This window comes from Kribbella ginsengisoli (assembly GCF_039537185.1).
In the GTDB taxonomy this organism is placed as follows: Bacteria; Actinomycetota; Actinomycetes; order Propionibacteriales; family Kribbellaceae; genus Kribbella; species Kribbella koreensis.
The window spans coordinates 1-21913 of sequence record NZ_BAABAA010000013.1 but is presented as its reverse complement, the minus strand read 5'-3'; the positions used below and the strand labels follow the sequence as shown (position 1 = coordinate 21913).

Genomic DNA, 21913 nt, shown 5'->3' with positions numbered 1-21913 from the left:
GACTGGTGTTGCGTCGAGCCTACCGGGCGGTCGAATCCGACCGAAATCTCCTGAGAATCTCCTGAAAATCAACGCAAATCAGGCTCAGGAATAGCGTCGGCGCATCGCTTCCGAGGCAGCGGGTCCGGCGGTGAAGACGAAGTCCGGCCCGTCGATCCGCCGCCCGGTCGACCGGTCCACCACGACCGGCTCGACCTCCTCGCCGGTGCCTGCGTCGACCAGAATCATCGATCGCTCAGAGGTGGCCAGCCGCTCGTTGCCCCACGCGGCGAGCGTGATGATGACCGGCCGCAGCGACCGCCCCAGCGGCGTCAGCACGTACTCGTACCGCGGCGGTTTGTCCTGGTACTTCGTACGCTCCAGCAGCCCGTCGTCGACCAGACTCTTCAGCCGGGTCGTCAGCATGCTCGACGAGATCTTCAGATTGCGCTGGAACTCGTCGAACCGGGTGTACCCGTCGAAGGCGTCGTGCAGGATCAGCAGCGTCCACCACTCGCCGACGTGCCGCACCGTCGTCGACAACGGGCAGGACAGGTCCTCGTCCCGGAACCGGTTGGCACCCGCCATCACGCCCACCTCATTCCGCCGGCCATGCCGATGCGATGTCACTTCGATTTCAGAAGTCATCCTAGCAATCAAGACTCGACGCCACGCAGGGTGACGAAAATGCCGGGCGAGCGCTCACGCAGTGCGCATAATCGATTACTGCTGTCCCGTCTAGCAGAAGGCTGTCCGATGAGCAAGACCTTCTCACCCCGACTGGCGCTGACCGCGGTGACTGGCCTGGCCCTGTTCGTACCGCTCGCGCACACCCCCGGCCAAGCCGCCACCGAGCAAGCTGAGCAGACCCAGCGGCCGACGATCGACCCCGACTACGTCGAGATCCCCTTGCAGCAAAGCGGTCAGTACGCGACCGCCGCCGCGCAGGAGACCAAGCCCTTCGGCCTGGTCGGCGTCACCTGGCCCTACCGCAAGAACTCCGCGCCGGTGCAGGTCAAGGTGCGGATCCTGCGCAACGGCAGCTGGGAAGCATGGGAAACCCTCAAAGTGGAGGACGACCACGGCCCGGCGACCGGTACGACGGAAGGCAGCGAACGCTCCGGCACCGAGCCCTACTGGGTCGGCACCGCGAACGGCATCCAGACCTCCCTGACCACCACGGACGGTACGAAGATCACCGACGCGAAGGTCGCCCTCGTCAACCCGGGCATCCGCGCGACCGACGACGATCCGGCAACAACTCAGGATCCGATCCAGACCAACACCGCCAAAGCGCCCTACCCGATGCCCCTGATGGTGACCCGCCGCGGCTGGGGCGCCGACGAGCGACTCCGCGCCCTCAACGGCAAGTCCTGCATCAAGCCGAAGTACACCGGCACCGTCCAGGCCGCCTTCGTCCACCACACCGCCGACCGCAACAACTACACCCGTGCGCAGGTCCCCGCGATGGTCCGCAGCATGTACGCGTACCACGTGAGGAGCCGTGGCTGGTGCGATCTCGGCTACAACTTCCTCGTCGACCGCTTCGGCCGTGCCTTCGAGGGCCGGTACGGCGGTGCGCAACTGCCCGTCCTCGGCGCCCATACCGGCTCGTTCAACGCCAACTCGTTCGGCGTCTCGCTGATCGGCAACTTCGACCAGGTCGCGCCGCCGGCCCCGATGCTGGAGACGACCGCCCGCATCATCGCCTGGAAGATGGACGCCAACTACCGGTCGCCGACGGCAACGATCGTGCTCGACGGCAGCAAGCTGCACACGGTGTCCGGCCACCGCGACACCAAGGCGACCGCCTGCCCCGGCAAGAACCTCTACGCCAGACTTCCCTGGCTGAAGCAGCGAATCCTCACCCTGATGAGCCGAGGAGTCTCCACCGAGATCTACCGGTACGCCGTGAAGCTCGGCGGATTCAGGGTGACCGGGCAACCATTCTGGGGCGAGCATCGCACCAGGACCGGCCGGGCCACCTACTTCAAAGCGCGCGACATCTACTGGTCGCCCAAGACCGGAGCGCACTCGGTTCGCAGCCTGTTCCGGACCCGCTACCGCCAACTCGGCGGCCCGGACGGCGTCCTGAAGCAGCCGACGAGCGAGTACCGCCTCGGCCGCGCCGGCAACAGCAAGGTGCAGAGCTTCCAGAACGGCGGCCTGTACTGGTCGAAGCGGACCGGGATGCGCCCGGTCGCCGGGATGATCCACCGCAAGTACGCCGCACTCGGTGCGGAGCGCTCGCGACTCGGGCTGCCCACCACGGACATGTACCGGATCAAGGGCGGCCTGCGGCAGAGGTTCCAGCACGGCTGGCTCACCTACAACAACCATGAGCGCAAGGTCTTCATCTCATGAAACGTGTCTTCGTCGCCCTGATCGCCGGCTCCACGTTGCTGAGCGCAACGGCTGTGGCCGTCCCGCCGCCCGAGCCGGAGGCGGTGCAGACGATCACGGGTCGGGGATTCGGCCACGGCCGTGGCATGTCGCAGTACGGGGCTCAGGGCGCCGCCCTGGCGGGCCGGTCCGCCAAGACGATCCTGGACTTCTACTACCCCGGTACGACGGTGGGCAAGGCGACCGGCAACATCCGGATCCAACTCCGCGCCGACACCACGGATGGCGTACGGATCGCCGCCGTCAATAAGCTCCGCCTCCGCGACCTGAAGACCGGCAAGGTCTATACGTTGCCCAAGGCATCGACTCGCAATCAGTGGTCGATCGACCCGAATGGCGAGCACGGCGCGAAGGTCAGCTCGTACAACAGCAAGACCAAGAAGTGGACGCTCTGGAAGACGCTGACCGGGATCGGCCAGTTCGAAGGCCCGGCCGTCATCTCGCTGATCCTGCCCAGCGGCAAGGTGGTCGGGTATCGCGGTGTCCTCAGGCCCGCTGACCTCTCCGGAGCACACTTCGACACCATCAACGAGCTGCCGCTGGAGCTGTATCTGCGGGGAGTCGTCCCGCGCGAGGCCGTGACGACGTGGAAGCCGGCCGCGCTCCAGGTGCAGGCTGTTGCCGCGCGCACCTATTCGGTCTTCCATCGCAACCGGTCCACCAAGCGGGCGTACGACCTGTGCGACACCACCGCCTGTCAGGTCTACGGCGGGTACAACGACGAGGAGAAGACGACCAACGCGGCCATCGCCGCAACGGCTGGGCAGGTCCGCCTCTACAAGGGCAAGCCGATCATGGCCGAGTTCTCGTCGTCCAACGGTGGCGCGACGGCCGACGGCCCGGTGGCATACCAAGTGATGAAGGCCGACAGCTGGGACAGCTACCCAGGCAACAAGAATCCGAACGTCACCTGGACGGTCACGCGGACCAGCTCGCAGCTCCAGAGCACCTTCGGCGTCGGCACGCTCCGCAGTCTGCGCGTCGTACGCCGAACAGGGATCGGACCGTCCGGCGGCCGGGTGCTAACGGTCGAGGCGGTCGGGTCGAAGGGCAAGGTCGTGCTCACCGGCGACCAGGTCAGGATCCGGCTGCACATGCGCTCGGCCTGGTTCGCCTTCGCCGGGGTCCAGCCGCTCGTACTTGATATGCCAACTGAGCCATGATTCGCGAGCCATTGACGGCGAATCCCTTGGCCAGCTAGAACGTGACATCGATGTCAATCGCTGCCGCCCCAGGAGGAGCAGGTCGATGCGCAGAAAATTTGGTATATCAACTCAACGGATCGCCGGGGGAGTGCTCGCGGTGGGGATGCTCGCCGCGCTGCACACCCCAGCGGCCACCGCGAAGGTCGACGACGTGACCGGCGGGCCGCATTCAGCCGCGGCCAAGGCGCAGGCGTCGTACGAGGCCCTGAACAAGTACTTCGACACCGGCAACGAAGGGCTGCTGCTGGAGGAGTACCCGAACACCCAGCAGAACCCGTACTCCTACGTCTGGCCGTACTCGCAGGCAGCCGTCGCCGCGGAGAACCTGGCCGGCATCCCCGGCGCGGGTCGCAAGGCTGACCGCGAAGCCACCCGCCGGCTGGCCGGGTACCAGCCGTACTGGAACGCGACGACCACGCCGAAGGGCTACGACTCGTACGTCCGGCCGCCGCTCGGCCAGGGTGGTGACAAGTTCTACGACGACAACGAGTGGATCGGCCTCAACCTGATCCAGCACTACCAGCGGACTGGTGACCGCTCGTCGCTCGCCCGGGCGAAGGAGATCTTCGCGCTCGTCGAGCATGGCTGGGACACGGACCCGTCGCATCCCTGCGCGGGCGGGACGTTCTGGACCCAGGCGCCCTGGAGCCAGGACCGCAACACCATCTCCAACGGTCCGGGCGCCGAACTCGGTGCGCACCTGTATCTGCTGACGCGCGACCAGGCGTACCTGACCTCGGCGAAGCGGATGTACGCCTGGGCGCAGACCTGCATGCTCGCGCCGAACGGTCTGTACTGGGACCACATCGACCTGGCCGGCAACGTCGAGAAGACCCAGTGGAGCTACAACCAGGGCGTCATGCTCGGCGCGGGAGCCCTGCTGTACAAGGCGACTCACGACAAGAAATACCTCACCGACGCCAAGGCGCTGGCGAAGGCGTCCCTGGCGTTCTATGCGGCCGAGGACCGGCTCTGGAAGCAGCCGACCCGGTTCAACGCGATCTACTTCAAGAACTTGTTGATCCTGGACTCGGTCTCGCACGACCGCGCCTACACCAAGGTCGCGCAGGACTACTCCGGCCGGGCATGGAAAGAGACCCGCGATCCTGCCACGGGCCTCTTCCACTTCGCCGACGGGCCGGTACTGCTGCTCGAGCAGTCCGCCATGGTCCAGATCGACGCCTTGCTGGCCTGGCCGCGCAGCAAGTACGACGAGCTGGCCTAGCTGACCGAGCTCGGACCTCCCCGAGATCGACATCGTGATCGTGATCGGGGAGGCCCGGGCGGGCTAGGCGCGGCTGTAGTAGTAGAGCGCGGACGAGTTGTACGGCGTGTAGTTGTAGTTGTGCCGCATCAGGGGGAGCTGGCCCCACTTCGAGTCGAAGACGGTCGCGTTCACCGTGATGGCGGAGTGGTCGTCGTTGCGGTACGAGACCTTGCGGCCGCCCTGCCCGACGTTGGAGTTCGGGATGTAGCTGCCGTCGGTCCAGAACTTGTCGTCACCGGGGCTGTTGATCCACTTGGTGTTCCCGGTGCCCTGGTCGTACCAGGCGTACGAGTGGCAGTTGTACCTCCGGCTCGAGTTCCGCAGCCGGGTGGCGTTCGGGTAGTTGCTGGCCACGTAGTTGTTGTTCGAGGTGATCTGGGCCGAGGTGAGCTCGGTCGTCATGTTGATGGCCGCCACCGCGCTGCCGCGCGGCGTGTAGATGGTGGTGTTGTTGTCCGTCGGCGTGAAGATCAGGCTGCTGCTCGCCTTGCCGTAGACGTCCGCGCGGGCCTGTTTGCCCAGCTGCTTCGACTGGCCGACGGTGGCCAGCCGGGAGAGCTGGCTCGCGGTCATCGTCTTGCGGATGCTGCTCTGCGTCAGCAGGGTCTCGATCCGGCGGAACGACGCGTCGGCCTGGCCCTGCTCCAGCAGAGTGCTCTTCTCGGCGATCGCCGGGCTCATCGACTCGTACCGCTGCAGCAGCGCGGCACCGGCGTCCGGGCGGGCGGCCAGAGCGGAGAAGCCGTCGAAGCCGGCCGACATCTTCTCGAAGCCCTTTTGCAGGTCGTCGAAGGCCAGCATGTCGTCGTAGAGCGGGTAGCGCAGCACGGTGTCGACCAGCGCGGCGGTCGACATCCCCGCCAGGGCAGTGGCCGGGACCTGCGTCACGCGCAGCATGTCGTCGTGGGTGGCCAGCTTCTTCCACGCGTCGGTGCCCGGGAGTACCGGGTAGATGTAGGCGCTCGTCGACGCCTCGGGGGCCGGTGCGGCTGTGACCGGTTGGGTCAGGCCGACCGAACCCCCGACGACGGCGAGCGCGACCGCGCTCAGGACGAAACGCCGGCTGATCCTGTTCTGTTTGCTCACGATGATTCCTCACGTATCGGGGCGGGATACCGTGTCGTGAACGCTACAGACTGTTGATCAGTCAGGTACAGACTGTTGCAGGATGCTGCAATAGTGCTAGCTGGCGGCGGTCGCCGTCTTGATCTCGACCGGGATGGCGGGCTTGCCGTCGGTCGGCCCGCCCTGCGGGATCACACCGCCGCGGGCGACCTTGTCGATGACCTCCAGGCCGGCCTTGTCGACGGTACCGAAGGCGTTGTACGACGGCGGCAGTTCGGCGTTGCCGTAGACGATGAAGAACTGACTGCCGTTGGTGTTCTTGTCGCGGTTGGCCATCGCGAGGATGCCGCGGCCGTACTTCAGCGTCGGGTACACCTCGTCGTTGAAGCTGTACCCGGGGCCGCCGCTGCCGGTGCCGGTCGGGTCGCCGCACTGCAGCACCTGCAGGCCGTCGCCGACGGTGAGCCGGTGGCAGCTGGTGTTGTCGAAGTACTTCTGGCCGACCAGGCTGAGGAAGCTCTTCACGGTGCAGGGCGCCAGGGCGCTGTCCAGGGTCAGGTGGATGTCGCCGACCGACGTGGTGAGGGTGACGGGCGAGGTACCGCTGGCCTTCACCTTGCCGTCCGACGGCGGGTTCACCTTCCGGCTGGCCGGCTCGTTCGGGGTCTTCGGGTAGCTGCAGTTCACCTCGGCCGCGAGCGGCGTGGCCCGCTTCGGCGCGGGCGCCAGCGCGGTCGGGATCGACTTCGGCTTGTTCTCCGGGCCGGGCGTCGTCTGCGCCGAGGGCTGGTCGGACGGGTTCGCCGACGGCGTGCCGGCTGCCGCGGGAGTGTCGTCCTTGCCGGTGTTCTTGGCGACGACCACGAACACGCCGGCGATCACCACGACCACCGCGACGATCGAGGTGATGGTGATGATCAGCATCCGCCGCTGCCGGGCGCGCTCAGCCTGCCGCTCGGCCAACCGCTGCGCCTTGCGCTGAGCCAACTGATGCTCGTGGGTCTTCCTGGACATGCAGAGTTCTCCTCACCTCGCGGCAATCCTGGAGGGAAGCTACCGGTAAATGCTGAGAAACGGCTGTGTTTTCAGTCCTTGATTTCGCAGATAGCCGCACCGGCTGCCACCGTCGCGCCGACCTCGGCCGACAGACCCGTGATCGTACCGGCCTTGTGGGCGTTGAGGGGCTGCTCCATCTTCATGGCTTCCAGGACGACGATCAGGTCGCCGACGGCCACCGTCGCGCCTTCCTCGACGGCGATCTTGACGATGGTGCCCTGCATCGGCGAGGTCAGGGAGTCGCCCGAGGCGGCTGCGCCCTTGCCGCTGCCACCGGCGCGCCGCGACGGCTTCTTCTTCGAAGCGCCGGTACCACCGGCAGCGGCCGACGCGCCGAGACCGGCCGGCAGCACGACCTCGAGCCGCTTGCCGCCCACCTCGACGGTGACCTTCTCGCGCTCGACCGGCTCGGCCACGTCGGCGGCTCCGTCGTACGGCGGGATCTGGTTGTCGAACTCGGTCTCGATCCAGCGGGTGTGCACCTTGAAGCCGTCGGTGCCGACGAACGCCGGGTCGCTCACCACGGCCGCGTGGAACGGGATGGCGCTCGGCATCCCCTCGACGACGAACTCCTTCAGCGCGCGGCGGGACCGTTCGAGCGCCTGGGTCCGGTCGCGGCCGGTCACGATCAGCTTGGCCACCAGCGAGTCGAACGCGCCAGGGACGGTCTCACCCTGGTCGTACCCACCGTCGAGCCGGATGCCCGGTCCGGACGGCGCGTGCCACTTGGTCAGCGTGCCCGGCGCGGGCAGGAAGCCACGGCCCGGGTCCTCGGCGTTGATCCGGAACTCGATCGAGTGACCGGAGATCTCCGGGTCGTCGTAGCCGAGCTCTTCGCCGTCGGCGATCCGGAACATCTCCCGGACCAGGTCGAGCCCGGTGACCTCTTCGCTGACCGGGTGCTCGACCTGCAGCCGCGTGTTGACCTCAAGGAAGGAGATCAGCCCGTCCTGGCCGATCAGGAACTCACACGTGCCGGCGCCGACGTAGCCGGCCTCGCGCAGGATCGCCTTCGACGACGTGTAGAGCGTCTCGAGCTGCTCGGCCGAGATGAACGGCGCGGGCGCCTCCTCGACCAGCTTCTGGTACCGGCGCTGCAGTGAGCAGTCGCGGGTGGAGACCACCACGACGTTGCCATGGGCATCGGCCAGGCACTGCGTCTCGACGTGCCGCGGCTTGTCCAGGTAGCGCTCGACGAAGCACTCGCCGCGGCCGAAGGCGCTGATCGCCTCGCGGGTCGCGGACTCGAACAGCTCCGGGATCTCTTCCATCGTGCGCGCGACCTTCATGCCGCGACCGCCGCCGCCGTACGCCGCCTTGATCGCGATCGGCAGCCCGTACTCCGTTGCGAAGGCCACCACCTCGTCCGCGCCGTCCACCGGGTTCGGCGTACCGGGAACCTGCGGGGCGCCGACCTTCTCGGCGATGTGCCGCGCCTTCACCTTGTCCCCGAGGGAGTCGATGGCCAGCGGCGGCGGGCCGATCCAGATCAGGCCAGCGTCGATCACGGCCTGCGCGAACTGCGCGTTCTCGGCCAGGAAGCCGTAGCCAGGGTGCACCGCGTCCGCGCCGGAGCGGGCCGCGACGTCGAGGATTTTGGCGATGTTCAGGTAGGAGTCGGCCGGCGTCGCGCCGTCCAGCGAGTACGCCTCGTCGGCGAGCCGGACGAACAGGGCGTCGCGGTCGGGCTCGGCGTACACGGCGACGCTGCCCAGACCGGAGTCGGCCGCGGCCCGGACGACCCGGACGGCGATCTCTCCACGGTTCGCGACCAGGACCTTGGTGATGCGCTTGCTGTCAGACACAGCTGAACTCCCTTCGGCCCGGCTGAGTCTAGGGTCAACCAGGCCAGGAGGGTGACAGGTTCTATGTCACATCACCGCCGGTGGCCGCTCGAAGAAGGACTCCAGCACGACGACTGTCTGAGTGCTGGTCACGCCGTCCACCTGGTGGAGCGCGCGCAGGGTCGCCTGGAGCGCCTCGGTGCTGCCGGTGCGGACTTTGACCAGCACGGAGGCGGGCCCGGCGATGATGTGCGCCTCCTCGACGGCGGCGATGCCCTTGAGGGCCTCGACCGTCGGCGCGTCGCCCATCCAGGCATCCGTGTCGAGCAGGACATAGGCCAGTACGCCGTTGCCGAGCGCCGCCGGGTCCACCTCGATCGTCGTACGCCGGATCACGCCGGCCGCCCGCAACTTGCGAACCCGCTCGTGCGCCGCCCCCGCCGACAGGCCGACGGCCTGCCCCAGGACGGCGTACGACTGGGTCGCGTCCTCCTGCAAGAGGGCAAGCAGCTCTCGATCTGTCTGGTCTATGGTCATGATCCCCGAATCTCATCTGGTCTATCAGATGATCGCAAGGATATCATTCGGATCATGACGATCACGCTGACTGACACACCGGCCCGATCGCGGGCCGAGCTGGTGACGCTGGACGTGCGGTTCGCACTGGTGGCGCGTGGCGACGACTACATCGAGCGCCTCTACGACGGCGGCCGCTGGCTGGAGGGCCCCGTCTACGTCCCGGCCTGGCGCAGTCTCGTCTTCAGCGACATCCCCAACGACCGGATGCTCCGCTGGGACGAGCTGTCCGGCGCGGTCTCGGTCTTCCGCCAGCCGGCCGGCTACACGAATGGCAACACGCTCGACGGCCAAGGGCGGCTGATCAGCTGCGAGCAGGGCAGCCGCCGGGTCACCCGGACCGAGTTCGACGGCTCGGTGACGGTGCTCGCCTCGCACCTCGACGGGCTGCGGCTGAACAGCCCGAACGATGTGGTGGTCCGGCGCGACGGTTCGATCTGGTTCACCGACCCGCCGTACGGGATCACCTCGAACTACGAGGGCCACGCCGCCCAGCAGGAGCTCCCCACCTGCAACGTCTACCGGCTGAGCCCGGCCGGTGAACTGACCGTCGTCGCGGACGATTTCACCCGGCCGAACGGGCTGGCCTTCTCGCTCGACGAGTCCCGGTTGTACGTCGTGGACACCCCGGCCAAGCACATCCGGCGGTTCGAGGTGAAGGACGACCGGCTGGTCGGCGGAGAGGTCTTCGTACCGTGCGAAGCGGGTATGTTCGACGGCATCCGGCTGGACGCCGACGGCCGGATCTGGGCGGCGACCCACGAGGGTGTCCACTGCTTCGACCCGGACGGCACCCTGCTCGGCAAGCTGCTCTTCCCCGATGTCGTCTCCAATCTCTGCTTCGGCGGTCCGAAGCGCAACAGGTTGTTCGTCACGGCAACCACCTCGGTCTACTCCTGGCTACTCACCACGGACGGAGCGCCGCAGCCGTACGATCGCGAGTGACAACGTCCTACCTGAGGAGCTGCAATGCCCCTGCTCGAGCCGTTGGCCGGTACCGTCCCCGCTGAATGGGTGAGGCTGGATGATCGCTTCGCCGGGATCCGGGGTGACTCGCATCTGGAGCGGCTGTGGACCGGCGGGCGGTGGCTGGAGGGGCCGGTCTACTCGGCGGCCGGTCGGTACGTGTTGTGGAGCGACATCCCGAGCGACCGGATCCTGCGCTGGGACGAGACGTCGTACCAGGTGTCGGTGTTCCGCGAGCCGGCCGGGAACACCAACGGGCACACGCTCGACGAGCAGGGCCGGCTGGTCAGCTGCGAGCACGGCAACCGGAGGGTGACCCGGACCGAGCACGACGGCTCGGTCCGGGTGCTTGCCGACGGCTACAACGGTGGGCGGCTGAACAGCCCGAACGACGTCGTGGTGAGCCCGGACGGAGCGGTCTGGTTCACGGATCCGGCGTACGGGATCGACAGCGACTACGAAGGCCACAAGGGCTCGATCGAGGTCGGTGGATGTCACGTCTATCGCGTTGGCCCCGATGGCGCGCTGACGGTGGTCGCCGATGACTTCAACCGCCCGAACGGCCTGGCCTTCTCCAACGACGGCAGCCTGCTCTACGTCACCGACACCGAGGAAGCGACCATCCGCGTCTTCACGGTCGAGGGCGACAAGCTGCGCGGCGGCGAGCTGTTCGCCGAGTGCGGCAACGGCGCCTTCGACGGCATCCGGCTCGACAGCGAAGGCCGGGTCTGGGGTGCGGCCGCCGACGGCGTCCACATCTACCACCCGGACGCGACGCTGCTCGGCAAGCTCCTGGTCCCCGAGACCGTCTCCAACCTCTGCTTCGGCGGCCCCAAACGCAACCGCCTCTTCCTGACCGCCACCACCTCCCTCTACTCCCTCTTCACCACAGTGAACGGCGGCCGCCAGCCGTACGATGGCTGACTTCGGCCCGGTACTGCGAAGTTTCCGCAAGGCCGTCGGGCTGTCGCAGGAGGGACTGGCAGCGGCTGCCGGACTCAGCGTCGAGGCCGTCAAGGCGCTGGAGGCAGGGCGGCGTCGTCAGCCCCGATCGGCCACGCTGGAGTCGCTGGCGCGCGGGCTCGGGCTGACCGGCGCCGAACGCGCCGAGCTGGCCGCGGCCGGTGGCCGGCCCGCGTCGCAACCCCAGGAGATCCGCCAGCTGCCCGACGACCTGCTCGACTTCTCGGGCCGTGAACTGCAGGTCGCCGAGCTGGAGAAGGTGTTCAGGGCTCAGGAGCCCCGTCCGGGCGTCGTCCTGGCGTCCGCGGTCGCCGGGATGGGTGGCATCGGCAAGACGACTCTCGCCGTGCACGTCGCTCATCGACTGGCCGACTGGTACCCGGACGGGCAGTTGTACCTGAACCTGCGGGGTTTCGGTCCGGGCCACCCGATGCCGGTCGAAGAAGCCCTGGGCCGGCTGATGGAGAGCCTCGGGGTGGGAGCGCCGGCCGATCCGCACGATATCGACGAGGCGGCCTCCCGCTATCGCTCCGCGCTGGCCGGCCGGCGGGTGCTGGTCCTTCTCGACAACGCCGCCGATGCGGCGCAGGTCGCACCTTTGTTGCCTGGAGCATCGACCTGCGCGGTGCTGATCACCAGCCGGCGGAACCTGGGCGCACTGCCCGGGATCACCCGGGTGACCTTGGACGCATTGCCGGACCAGGACGCTCTGCAGCTGCTGGCCCTGGTCGTCGGTGGCGATCGGATCAGCGCCGATCCGGCCGCGGCGCTGTCGATCGTCCGGCTCTGTGGCGGTCTCCCGCTGGCCTTGCGGATCGCGGGCGCCCGGCTCGCCGACGAACCGTCGTGGACCGCCGCCGATCTCAGCCGGCGGCTGGAGAACAGCCGGCGCCGGCTGGACGAACTGTCGGTGGCCGACCTCGACGTCCGGGCCAGTATCGAGTTCTCGCTGGCCGCTGCGACCGAGCGGGATGCCGAGGCGGCGGCCGGGTTCCGGTTGCTCGGTCTCCATGAGGGCGACGAGCTCGATGTCCGGGTCGCCGCCGCTCTGCTCGACCTCCCCGTCGCCGAGGCCGAGGACCGGCTGGAGCGGCTGGTCGACCTGCACCTGCTGGATTCGCTGTTGCCCGGCCGCTACCGGATGCACGACCTGATCCGCAGCTTCGTCCAGGAGACCACCGCCGAACTGACCGACGAGCCGGCTCGGGAGGCCGCCCGGCTGCGGGTCCTGCGGCTCTATCTCGCGGCGGCGTGGCGCAGCCGGCTGCCGGACACGCACGGCTGGCTGACGGAGTCATGGCGCGATGCCAGGTGGACGGCAGGGGCGGAGGACCTGACGCAGGAAGAGTTCCATGCCTGGTTCGGCGAGGAGATCGAGGAGATCATCGCCGCGATTCGCCGGGCGGCGGACGGAACGGCGGCTGAGCGGGCCATGGTCAGCAGGCTCACCATCGGCTACCTGGAGTACCTTTCCTTGCGGCGCCGCTCGTCCGATGGCGTGGCGCTGTGCAGGATCGCGCTGGACACGGAGCAGTCGGTCGGTGACCGGGCCGCGATCGCCATCCTGCACTTCGAACTCGCCGTGCAGTGTGACGGAGCCGGTCTCTACCCGTTGGCGGTCGAGCAGATGACGGCCGCCCTCGCGACCCCGGAGCTGATCGCCTGCAAGCGGCAGCACCCGTTCGCCCACGTCTATCTCGGTGCCTACCTGATGGAAGTCGACCGGGTGGACGAGGGGATCGCGTCGGTTGACCGCGGCATCGCCGAGGCGCTACGGCACGGCAACGAGGGCGCTGAGGCCGAAGGCCGGCTGATGCTCGGCATCGCGGCGGGCAAGCAAGGCCGGCCCGAGGCCCAGGACGAGGAGTTCCGCCGTGCCCTCGAGTTGATGGCCCGCGTCGGTACCCAGCTCGAACGCCATTGGATCCTGGTCATGGTCGGGACCTCGTACCGCGAAGCCGGCCGGCCCGGCGAGTCGCTCAGGTACTTCCGCCGATGCCACACCACCGCGATCTCGAACGGCTTGCCCTTCGAGATCGCGGACGCCCTCGAAGGCCTCGGCCGGGCCGAGCTGGCACTAGGAGTCCTCGACCGTGCTGAAGAACATCTGCTCGGAGCCCTGGGCCTGACCCGCGGCACGTGGCAGTCCGAGGCGCGGGTGCGGGAGCAGCTCGGGCATGCTCTGCAGGAGGCCGGGCGGTCGGACGAGGCCCGCGCGCAATGGCAGGCCGCGCTCACGCTTCTGATCCGGCACGGCGCGCCGAGAGTGGACGAGGTCGCTGGACTGCTGCACGAGGACTGACGCGGCCCGCCTACGATTTGGCGCATGACTTCGCCCGCCGCCCAGTCGGCCGCCGCCTGATGCCCGAGTTCGCCTCTGTACTCCGAGGCTTCCGCCGCGCGGCCGCGCTGACTCAGGAAGCGCTGGCCGACAAGGCCGGTGTCAGTGTCGAAGCCGTCCGGACGCTCGAAGGTGGCCGGCGACGCTATCCACGGACGACCACGATCGAGGCGCTCGCGGCGGCTCTCGGGCTGTCCGAAGCCGAGGTCGCCCAGCTGACCGAAGCTGCTGCCCGCCCCAAGGCCCGTGGCGCGAACCAGTTGCCGGACGATCTGGTCGACTTCATCGGCCGGAGTTCGCAGTTCGAGGACCTCACCGGCAGGCTGACCAGGATGCCCGAGAACAGCCGGGCGGTGGTGATCTCGGCGATCGCCGGAATGGGTGGGGTCGGCAAGACCGCGCTCGCGGTGCACGCCGCCCACGCGGTGACCACGGCCTATCCGGATGGCCACTTCTATCTGGATCTGCGCGGATTCGGCGCGGCCGAGCCGATGGAGACCCTTGAGGCGCTCGGCATCCTGCTGCGCCGGCTCGGCACCCCGGCGAACCTGATCCCGGAGTCGCTGGCCGAGGCGACGGCCCGGTACCGCTCGGCGATCGCGGGCCGCAAGATGCTGCTGATCCTCGACAACGCGGCCGGCCAGTCGCAGGTCGAGGCGCTGGTTCCGGGCACTGGTGACAGCGCGGTGATGATCACCAGCCGGCGGCTGCTGACCGGTCTGCCCGGGGCGTTCCACCTGGAGCTCGAGGTACTGCCCGACGACGACGCGTTGAAGTTGCTGGAGGCAACGGCCGGCAAGGAGCGGCTGGCGTCGGACCCGGACGCGACGGCAGCGGTGATCCGGCAGTGTGGCGGCCTGCCGCTGGCACTGCGGATCGCGGGTGCGCGGCTGGCCGCCCGGCCCGACTGGAGCGTCGCCGATCTGCGGGACCGGCTGGCCGACGAGCGGAGCCGGCTGGACGTCCTGGCCGACGAGAACCTCAGCGTCCGGGCCACCATCGGCCTGTCCTTGAACGACCCTGCGGCGGCGGACCGCGAGGCCGTCGCGCTGTTCCCGCTGCTCGGGCTGTCCGAAGGCCCCGATGTCGACCTGTTCGTGGTCTCGGGGCTCGCTGACCGGCCCGAACGAGAGGTCGAGCAGCTGTTGGAGCGGCTCGTCGACATCCACCTTCTGGAGGCCGCAGAGCCGGGCCGCTACCGCCTGCACGACCTGGTCCGGGTGGTCGCGCAAGAGCTCGTCGAACAGCAACTCGACGAGGGCGATCGGTTCGCGGCGCGACTGCGGGTGCTGGACCTCTACGTCGGGACGGGCTGGAGGTACCGCTCGTCCTTCGGACTGGGCCAGATGAGTGGTGACTGGTTACAGGAGGAATGGCTGTCGGCGGCCCGGGACATCGGCGAGAAGGCCGATGTCGAGGCCTGGCTGGACGCGGAGCGCCACAACGTGCTGGCCGCCGCGCGCCGGGCCGTCACCGGACCGATCGAGGTCAGGCGCCTGGTCGCCAGACTCCTGTCGGGCGTGAGTCCAGGACTGGTCGGGCGGCTGCGCCATCACGACTGGCGTGATCTCGGACTGCTCGCGGTCGAGGCCGAGCGGTCGGTCGGCGATCCGTTCGCGGGGGCGTTCGCGCCCTTCGAGCTGGGCATGGCGTATGCGATGCTGGAGGATTTCCCGGCCGCCGCCGAGCAGTTCGCCGCGTCGATCTCCGCGCCGAAGACCGCGGAGTACCCGGAGCACCGGCAGTTCTGCCTGCTGAACCTGGCCGACTGCCTGCAGAAGTCCGGTCGCCCCGAGGACGGCCTGGAGTGGGCCCGCGAGGCGCTGGCGATGACGATCGAGCGCGAGGACGAACGAGGGGAGCCTGAGGCGCACCTGACGCTGGGGACGATCTTCGGGCGGCTCGGCCGGAGCGAGGAACAGGACGAGGAGTTCCGCCGGACGGCGGACCTCGCCCGGGCGTCGAAGATCGAGAGCCAGCATCATTGGCTGCTGCTGCACATCGGCAGGTCGTACCGCGAGACCGGCCGGCCCGAGCTCGCCTTGACAGTGCTGGCGGAGGTCGCGGAGTACAACCGGGGCCGGGGCGCCGAGCTCAGGCTCGCCGAGACCCAGATCCAGCAAGCGATGGCGGAGCTGGATCTCGGCCGGGGCGAGCCGGCGTTGGACCACTTGCTGGAGGGTCTCGAGATCGCCGAGCGCTTCGAGAACCAGTCGCTGGAGGTCCTCGTCCGCCAGCACCTGGGTCGCGCCTACGCGGCCCTTGGCAGCCCGGAGCGGGCACAGGTCGAGTGGACCACTGCCATCGACATCTGCGCCCGCTACGGTCTGCCGCAGGCGGGTGAAGTACGGGAGTTGCTGGAGCAGGTCAGAAGTTCTTCTTGAGTTGGTCGATGATCGTGAAGACCGCGAGGAAACCGAAGGCCAGGAAGGAGAAGGCCAGTACTGCGGTGCGCAACCGGCTGATCCGGATGGCGCGCGGGAGGGCGCGGGAGTTCATCCACCAGAGCAGCCCGGAGTACACGAACATCATCGTGCCGGCGGTGCAGGCCGAGATGACGAGCAGGACGAGCGGCTGATCGAGGCCGGCCAGCAGGACGATGATGCCGAAGGCAACCAGTCCCCAGACCAGCCAGAAGTACAGCTTGGACTCGGTGACGGTCGACGTACGCAGGTACCGGGCCTTGATCATGTCCGAGGCGAGTCGCGAGGTGTAGTCGACGATGCCGGCCGCCGCGGCGAACAGGGAGAACGCGCCGATCGCCCAGAACAGGTAGCCGAACCAGCCGCCCACCAGGGACTGCAGGGTGACGCCCTCGATCTTGAGGAAGCTGATCTTGTTCTGCACCGCCGGGTTCCCGAACAAGGTGGCGTGCGCCAGCATCGAGGTGAAGACGATCGTCAGCACGGTGATCAGCACGAACGTCAGCGCCTGCTCGAGGTTGGTGAACTTCCACCAGCGCCGCCAGCGGGCCAGGTTTTCGGCGTCCGGCGGGAAGGTGTAGCCGTTGGCGTTCGGGTCGGCCTCCTTCTCACCGGTGACGGGCGAGGTGAGCCGGGGGACGTGGACGCCCATCCCGAAGCCCTTGTCGCGGATCCAGTTGCTCTGGCACAGGTTCTGCCCGCCGCCGGCCCCGGCGTACGCGATCGCGCCCATCATCAACGCGAAGCCCAGCGTGCCGACCGGGAACTCCGGGTGGGTGACCGCGTCGCCGAGCGCGTTGTACGTCTTGGCCCGGATGGCGAAGATCAGGGCCAGTACGACGAGCAGCGCGACGGCCGCGATCTTGACGAAGATCAGCCGTTCCAGCATCACGTAGACGACCGGGGCCAGCGTGAGGATCAGGCCGATCACGACCAGGATCCCGATCGCGATCCAGCGTGGATCGCCGGCGCCGAACAGGTACGTGAGCATCGACGCGGAGCTGGTCGCCCAGCCCGGCCAGAGGTTCGCGAAGTACGTCATCAGGGCGAAGAACAGGCCCCAGTGCTTGCCGTAGCGGTTGAAGCCGGTCAACGCTGTCTCACCAGTGGCCAGCGTGTACCGCTCGATCTCCATGTTCAGGAACCACTGGATCGCGACGCCGACGACGGCGCCCCAGAGGAACACCAGCCCGACCTGCGACGAGATGTAGGGCCAGAGGATGAACTCCCCGGACGCGAGACCGACCCCGGCCCCGACCATGCCGGGCCCGACGATCCGCCAGGTCTGGCTGGGCGGCTCGGGCAGGTCGCGGACCTGTGGCGCGGGCAGGTTCTTGGTCGGCAGGTTGAATCTGTTCTGGTCTACGGACTTGGTGTCTGCCATCGGGCTCCTCACCTCTTCCTCGACCCCCCACAGACTCCGGACACTAACCAACTCCCGAGCCACAGGCGACCCGACACTGCCTACCTCTGCAACGGAGGTAGATCGAAGTTGTCGTTGGCGGAGTGCAGCAGCGCGTACGACGCACCGGCGAACCCGATGGCGGCGATGACGAGGCCGGCACCGGCGGCGAGGTGGCCCGGCATGAACGGGTGGGTAAAGCCACCGAAGGCTAGCGCGATGCCCATCCAGGCGGGTGCCACCTTGCTGCGCCACAAGGCGATCCCGAGCAGCAGCAGCCCGAAGGTGACAGCGAGGATGAAGAGCAGGCTGCCGATCTGTACGGTCGACTGCTTCTCGACGGCGTCCGCGAACTTCTCCACCGCCGACGCGTCCAGCCCGTCGTGCACGACCAGGTACGTCGGCGTGACGACTCCGTCGAGCAGGAAGAAGCCGGCGCTCATCCCGCCGACGGCGAGCAGTCCGCCGGCGGTGGCCAACCGCGGCGCCGTACGCCGGGAGACCCAGGCGGCAGCGAACATCGCCGGGATCAGGAGGAAGAACGGCACCTGGAGCCACTGCATCAGCTCGAACCTGCCTGGGTCGGCCGCGGTGGCCGCGACGGTCTCGGCGAAGGGAGCGTCGCCGTCGACCGGGCTGATCAGGTAGTAGATGCCCATGAACAGCATCGGCAGCGGTGCGACCACGGCGAGGAGTACCCGCCAGAAGCCGCGGACGTCGCGGGGCGTTCTGACTGTCTTGTTGCTTGCTGGGGTGGTGAGTTGTGACATGTCGTGCTCCCTAAGGGCCGAGGTTGATGGCCTCAGCGTCGGGTCGGCTCGCCCCTGGTCGGCAGGTGCGCGGGTCGTAGTACGGGCCGGAAAGGTTCCTGGGTCGCCTGGGGGCAGGCCCCTACTCGATCGGGGGCCGGCGGCCTGATGATGAGTAGATGAGCGAGAGACGGCGGCCGGCGGCCTGGGCCTGGGTGGCCTGGGTGTTGCTCGCCGTCGCGCTGCTCGAGGCCGTTGTCACGGCTGTGGCGGCGCCTGCCTCGTCCTTGAGCTGGTCTGAGTTGACCGACTTGTTCGTCGTCTCGAATGCGGCGATCGGTCTTTCGCTGGCCTTCGCCGGCTGGCCGATCGCGTACTACCGGCCGGCGAACCCCATCGGGTGGTCGTTGCTGGTGGGCGGCTGTTGTTACGCCTCGACTGCGACCGGGCTGTCGCTCCTTGCGTGGCTGGGTGAGCCGACGGTGGGGTGGCGGCTGGTTGCGACGGTGACGAACGGGGGTTGGGCTCCGGCGCTGGCTTTGTTCATTCCGCTGACGCTCGTGGTGTTCCCGGATGGGCGGTTGCTCTCGCGTCGCTGGCGCTGGCTGGTCGTCGGGTTGGTGGTCAATGCGGTGTTGTGGACGGCAACCGGCGTACTGGATCGCAAGGGTGGGTTGTCGGCCGAGGTCGGCATTCCGGGGTATCCGCACTGGACTGGGTTTGCCGCGGTCGATGCCATTGGCGCGATCAGCAGTGCTGGGTTGCTGGTCAGCTTCGTCGCGGCGTTGGTGGCGGTCGTACTGCGGTATCGGGGTGGGTCGGATCAGGTCCGCGGGCAGGTGTTGTGGCTGCTGCTCGCCCTGCTGGTCATCGTGGCGTGCTTCGGGCTGGAGAACCTGGTGTCGGGCGAGTCCCTGGTGCTCGGTGTGCTGCCGCTGCTGCTGATTCCGTTGGCCGTCGCTGTTGCCGTGTTGCGTCACCAGTTGCTCGACATCCGGCTGGTGGTGTCGCGGTCGTTGCTCTACCTGATCCTGGTCGGTGGGGTTGTCGCCGCGTACTTCGGGCTGATCGCGTTGCTCGATCGCAACGCATCGGTGCTGGCGACGTTGGTGATCGCGTTGGCGTTCAACCCGGTGCGGGTCTGGTTGCAGGGGGTGATTCACCGGGCGTTCTACGGTGCGCGGCGGGATCCGGTGCGGGCGATGGCGGAGGTGGGGGCGCAGATGGGGTCGGGGCTCACCGGCGTACTGGCCGCGCTCTGCCGGGTGATGCGCTTCCCGGCCGCCACGATCGTTGTCGAGGGCAAGGAGATTGCGGCGTACGGCGAACTGCCGGCGGCTCGGCATGCGATCTCGTTGCGTTCCGGTTCGGAGCGGTTGGGGGAGCTTGTGGTGGGGCTGCGGTCGGGGGAGTCGCGGGTGAATGCGGCTGACTCGGAGGTGCTGTCGTTGCTTGCGGCGCCGTTGGCGGTCGCGGTACAGGCTCGAGGGCTGGCTGATGATCTGCGCGACTCCAGGGAACGGATCATCAGTGGGCGGGAGGAGGAGCGGCGGCGGATTCGGCGGGACCTGCATGACGGGCTGGGGCCGGTACTGACCGCGGTGGTGCTGAATGCGGATGCGGCGCGGCGGTTGATCGAGGCTGAGCCGGAGCGGTCGGCGACGTTGCTCGCAGAGTTGCGGGATCAGGCGATCGGGGCGGTGGAGGAGATTCGCCGGTTGGTCTACGAGTTGCGGCCGCCTGCGCTGGATGGGCTTGGGTTGTTGGGGGCGTTGCGTGAGTATGCGGCGATGGCGTCGCGTCGGGGCGATGGCGGCGCGTTGACGGTGACCGTGGATGCGCCGGCGACGCTGGCGGAGTTGCCTGCTGCGGTGGAGGTTGCGGCTTATCGGATCGCGACGGAGGCGCTCACGAACGTGATCCGGCATTCGACGGCTACGACGGCGGCGGTTCGGCTGAGCGTGGAGACGGATGTGTTGCGGCTCGGCGTACTCGACAACGGGGTGAACGCAGGCCCAGAGTGGAAGGCGGGCGTCGGGCTCACCTCGATGAGCGAGCGGGCCAGCGAACTGGGTGGGCGATGCGAGATCCGGTACGACCGAACCGGTTGCCGTGTCGACGTCGTACTGCCGTTGGAAGGAGCTCGTCGATGAATGGACCCGCGGCTGGAGACGGTACCTCCGCCGACCTGCGGATCGGCACCTCGGCTGATCCGCGGATCGGTGTCTCGGTTGATCCGCAGATTGGTGTCTCGGCTGATCCGCGGATCGGTGCCTCCGGTGATCCGCGGAGGCGTGCCTCGGCTGACCTGCGGATCGTGGTCGCGGACGATCACGGCATCGTCCGCGAAGGACTGGGCGCTTTGCTGTCGGCCCATGCCGGCTTCGACCTCGTCGGCACCGCGGCCACCGGCGCCGAGGCCGTGCGCTCAGCGGTGACGTTGCGCCCCGACGTACTGGTGATGGACATCCAGATGCCTGACCTCGGCGGGATCGAGGCGACCCGCGAGATCGCGAAGGTGGCACCCGAGGTCGCGGTCCTCATGCTGACCATGTTCGACGACGACGAATCAGTCTTCGCCGCGATGCGAGCCGGCGCCCGCGGCTACGTCCTGAAGGGCGCCGCCCCCGACAACGTGATCCGCGCAATCACCGCCGTCGCCGCCGGCGAAGCAATCTTCGGCCCCGGCGTAGCCCGCCGAGCCCTCGCCTACCTCTCCGGCCCCCGCCCCGACCAACCCGCCTTCCCCGAGCTGACCCCCCGCGAACGCGAAGTCCTAGACCTCATCGCCACCGGCCTGGGCAACGCAGCCATAGCCCACCGCCTATCCCTGGCCCCAGCCACAGTCGGCAACCACATCACCAACATCTTCGCCAAACTCCAGGTAGCAACCCGCCCCGAAGCCATAATCCGAGCCCGCTCCGCCGGCCTCGGCGACTCCTAAAGATCAACAGCCAAGAGCAACAGCCAAGAGCAACAGCCAAGAGCAACAGCCAAGAGCAACAGCCAAGAGCAACAGCCAAGAGCAACAGACCGTCCCGGCTGCCGCTGTGGTCCACCCGGTGCCGGGCTTCCAGGCGAGAAGAGCTACAGAGAAGAGTTACAGAGAAGAGTTACAGAGAAGAGTTACAGAGAAGAGTTACAGAGAGTCCTGGTTGCCGCTGTCGTTTAGCCAGTGCCAGGAGCGGCAGGTGTGGAGAGAAGGACTACAGGCAAGGGCTACAGGCAAGGCCCGGCTGCTGCTGTGGTTCACTCGGTGCGAGGGTGAAGGTCGGGTTGCTGGGCGGCAAGGGCGCCAAAGTGAGAGGCAGCATAGGGTCGGCCGCTGTCGAACTCGATGGCGTAGCCGCTGGCGCGAACGCCGAACGAGGCCCGCCCTTCAAACAACCTACAGGTACTTGGTCGATGTGAAGTGGTGAGGAATTCACCTTGTGGATAAGGGCTTTCCGCCCCCGAAACTGTCGACGGACTCGTCTAACGTTACCGGTATGGATGACCGGGCGGTGGAGTTGATGAGCGGCGACGAGCTGCTGTCCGACGCCGACGTCATCGAGGCCACGATCGAAGAGTTGCTGGCCCGCCGCCACCAGGTCATCCGCCGCCTGGACGAAATCAGGTACGCCGAGGAGATCGGCGCCCACGACACCGCCCGGCTGCTCGAGAAACGCTACCGCCTCGACCCCGCCGAGGCCCGCCGCCGCGTCCGCCTGGCCCTCGCACTCCCGAAACACCCG

17 protein-coding genes are annotated in these 21913 nt (G+C 68.1%); 10 read left to right on the top strand and 7 right to left on the bottom strand.

The window, feature by feature from the left end; translation table 11 throughout:
* Positions 1–84: 84 nt before the first annotated feature.
* Positions 85–567 (bottom strand): winged helix-turn-helix transcriptional regulator, encoded by a 483-nt coding sequence (locus ABD768_RS33260; RefSeq protein ID WP_343968852.1) that lies wholly within the window; start codon positions 565–567, stop codon positions 85–87.
* A 168-nt stretch (positions 568–735) separates the two neighbouring features.
* Between ABD768_RS33260 and ABD768_RS33255 the strand changes: the two genes are divergently transcribed.
* From ABD768_RS33255 to ABD768_RS33245, 3 genes are all read left to right on the top strand, one after another.
* A complete protein-coding gene (locus ABD768_RS33255) occupies positions 736–2343 on the top strand; it encodes an N-acetylmuramoyl-L-alanine amidase (protein ID WP_344847476.1) in 1608 nt (535 codons plus the stop codon).
* Entirely contained in the window at positions 2340–3545 is a 1206-nt protein-coding gene (locus ABD768_RS33250) for a SpoIID/LytB domain-containing protein (RefSeq protein ID WP_344847474.1), read from the top strand. Before ABD768_RS33255 ends, ABD768_RS33250 begins: the two co-directional genes overlap by 4 nt.
* Positions 3546–3630: 85 nt before the next feature.
* Positions 3631–4812: a glycoside hydrolase family 76 protein gene (locus ABD768_RS33245; protein ID WP_344847455.1), complete on the top strand. Its 1182-nt coding sequence runs from the start codon at positions 3631–3633 to the stop codon at positions 4810–4812.
* A 63-nt stretch (positions 4813–4875) separates the two neighbouring features.
* On the opposite strand, the gene ABD768_RS33240 is transcribed toward ABD768_RS33245, so the two are convergent.
* The 4 genes from ABD768_RS33240 to ABD768_RS33225 all read right to left on the bottom strand — a co-directional run bounded on the left by ABD768_RS33240 (position 4876) and on the right by ABD768_RS33225 (position 9296).
* Positions 4876–5940: a hypothetical protein gene (locus tag ABD768_RS33240; protein ID WP_343968845.1), complete on the bottom strand. Its 1065-nt coding sequence runs from the start codon at positions 5938–5940 to the stop codon at positions 4876–4878.
* 96 nt (positions 5941–6036) lie between these two features.
* On the bottom strand, positions 6037–6933 hold the full coding sequence (locus ABD768_RS33235) for a peptidylprolyl isomerase (RefSeq protein WP_343968843.1): 897 nt from the start codon (positions 6931–6933) through the stop codon (positions 6037–6039).
* A gap of 71 nt (positions 6934–7004) precedes the next feature.
* Positions 7005–8780 carry an acetyl/propionyl/methylcrotonyl-CoA carboxylase subunit alpha gene (locus tag ABD768_RS33230; RefSeq protein WP_344847453.1) on the bottom strand — a complete coding sequence of 592 codons (1776 nt, stop codon included), beginning with the start codon at positions 8778–8780 and terminating at the stop codon, positions 7005–7007.
* Between the two features lie 66 nt (positions 8781–8846).
* Positions 8847–9296 carry an Lrp/AsnC family transcriptional regulator gene (locus tag ABD768_RS33225; RefSeq protein ID WP_344847451.1) on the bottom strand — a complete coding sequence of 150 codons (450 nt, stop codon included), beginning with the start codon at positions 9294–9296 and terminating at the stop codon, positions 8847–8849.
* A gap of 54 nt (positions 9297–9350) precedes the next feature.
* On the opposite strand from ABD768_RS33225, the gene ABD768_RS33220 reads away from it, so the two are divergent.
* Genes ABD768_RS33220 through ABD768_RS33205 form a run of 4 tightly spaced genes read left to right on the top strand, consistent with a single transcriptional unit; the run spans position 9351 to position 15989 of the window.
* Positions 9351–10280 carry an SMP-30/gluconolactonase/LRE family protein gene (locus ABD768_RS33220; protein ID WP_344847449.1) on the top strand — a complete coding sequence of 310 codons (930 nt, stop codon included), beginning with the start codon at positions 9351–9353 and terminating at the stop codon, positions 10278–10280.
* A gap of 24 nt (positions 10281–10304) precedes the next feature.
* The gene (locus ABD768_RS33215; protein ID WP_343968835.1) at positions 10305–11225 is read left to right on the top strand and encodes an SMP-30/gluconolactonase/LRE family protein; all 921 of its coding nucleotides are present in this window, start codon (positions 10305–10307) and stop codon (positions 11223–11225) included.
* Positions 11218–13566: an ATP-binding protein gene (locus ABD768_RS33210; RefSeq protein ID WP_344847447.1), complete on the top strand. Its 2349-nt coding sequence runs from the start codon at positions 11218–11220 to the stop codon at positions 13564–13566. Before ABD768_RS33215 ends, ABD768_RS33210 begins: the two co-directional genes overlap by 8 nt.
* 59 nt (positions 13567–13625) lie before the next feature.
* On the top strand, positions 13626–15989 hold the full coding sequence (locus ABD768_RS33205; RefSeq protein WP_344847445.1) for a helix-turn-helix domain-containing protein: 2364 nt from the start codon (positions 13626–13628) through the stop codon (positions 15987–15989).
* On the opposite strand, the gene ABD768_RS33200 is transcribed toward ABD768_RS33205, so the two are convergent.
* Both ABD768_RS33200 and ABD768_RS33195 read right to left on the bottom strand, forming a co-directional pair.
* On the bottom strand, positions 15973–17412 hold the full coding sequence (locus ABD768_RS33200; protein WP_343968830.1) for an Nramp family divalent metal transporter: 1440 nt from the start codon (positions 17410–17412) through the stop codon (positions 15973–15975). The two genes, ABD768_RS33205 and ABD768_RS33200, sit on opposite strands and share 17 nt — an antisense overlap.
* Before the next feature lie 80 nt (positions 17413–17492).
* The gene (locus ABD768_RS33195; protein WP_344847440.1) at positions 17493–18200 is read right to left on the bottom strand and encodes a hypothetical protein; all 708 of its coding nucleotides are present in this window, start codon (positions 18198–18200) and stop codon (positions 17493–17495) included.
* A 158-nt stretch (positions 18201–18358) separates the two neighbouring features.
* Between ABD768_RS33195 and ABD768_RS33190 the strand changes: the two genes are divergently transcribed.
* The 3 genes from ABD768_RS33190 to ABD768_RS33180 form a co-directional block, all read left to right on the top strand.
* Entirely contained in the window at positions 18359–20332 is a 1974-nt protein-coding gene (locus tag ABD768_RS33190) for a sensor histidine kinase (protein WP_344847437.1), read from the top strand.
* The gene (locus ABD768_RS33185; RefSeq protein WP_344847435.1) at positions 20329–21123 is read left to right on the top strand and encodes a response regulator transcription factor; all 795 of its coding nucleotides are present in this window, start codon (positions 20329–20331) and stop codon (positions 21121–21123) included. Before ABD768_RS33190 ends, ABD768_RS33185 begins: the two co-directional genes overlap by 4 nt.
* A gap of 544 nt (positions 21124–21667) precedes the next feature.
* On the top strand, positions 21668–21913 hold a 246-nt coding region (locus ABD768_RS33180), incomplete at its 3' end, for a DUF222 domain-containing protein (protein ID WP_344847425.1).

Excerpts from the sequence above, each read along its gene's own strand:
- ABD768_RS33260 (WP_343968852.1), bottom strand. The coding sequence starts at position 567 with ATGGCGGGTGCCAACCGGTTCCGGGACGAGGACCTGTCCTGCCCGTTG.
- ABD768_RS33255 (WP_344847476.1), top strand. The coding sequence starts at position 736 with ATGAGCAAGACCTTCTCACCCCGACTGGCGCTGACCGCGGTGACTGGC.
- ABD768_RS33250 (WP_344847474.1), top strand. The coding sequence starts at position 2,340 with ATGAAACGTGTCTTCGTCGCCCTGATCGCCGGCTCCACGTTGCTGAGC.
- ABD768_RS33245 (WP_344847455.1), top strand. The coding sequence starts at position 3,631 with ATGCGCAGAAAATTTGGTATATCAACTCAACGGATCGCCGGGGGAGTG.
- ABD768_RS33235 (WP_343968843.1), bottom strand. The coding sequence starts at position 6,933 with ATGTCCAGGAAGACCCACGAGCATCAGTTGGCTCAGCGCAAGGCGCAG.
- ABD768_RS33225 (WP_344847451.1), bottom strand. The coding sequence starts at position 9,296 with ATGACCATAGACCAGACAGATCGAGAGCTGCTTGCCCTCTTGCAGGAG.
- ABD768_RS33220 (WP_344847449.1), top strand. The coding sequence starts at position 9,351 with ATGACGATCACGCTGACTGACACACCGGCCCGATCGCGGGCCGAGCTG.
- ABD768_RS33215 (WP_343968835.1), top strand. The coding sequence starts at position 10,305 with ATGCCCCTGCTCGAGCCGTTGGCCGGTACCGTCCCCGCTGAATGGGTG.
- ABD768_RS33210 (WP_344847447.1), top strand. The coding sequence starts at position 11,218 with ATGGCTGACTTCGGCCCGGTACTGCGAAGTTTCCGCAAGGCCGTCGGG.
- ABD768_RS33205 (WP_344847445.1), top strand. The coding sequence starts at position 13,626 with ATGCCCGAGTTCGCCTCTGTACTCCGAGGCTTCCGCCGCGCGGCCGCG.
- ABD768_RS33200 (WP_343968830.1), bottom strand. The coding sequence starts at position 17,412 with ATGGCAGACACCAAGTCCGTAGACCAGAACAGATTCAACCTGCCGACC.
- ABD768_RS33195 (WP_344847440.1), bottom strand. The coding sequence starts at position 18,200 with ATGTCACAACTCACCACCCCAGCAAGCAACAAGACAGTCAGAACGCCC.
- ABD768_RS33190 (WP_344847437.1), top strand. The coding sequence starts at position 18,359 with ATGAGCGAGAGACGGCGGCCGGCGGCCTGGGCCTGGGTGGCCTGGGTG.
- ABD768_RS33185 (WP_344847435.1), top strand. The coding sequence starts at position 20,329 with ATGAATGGACCCGCGGCTGGAGACGGTACCTCCGCCGACCTGCGGATC.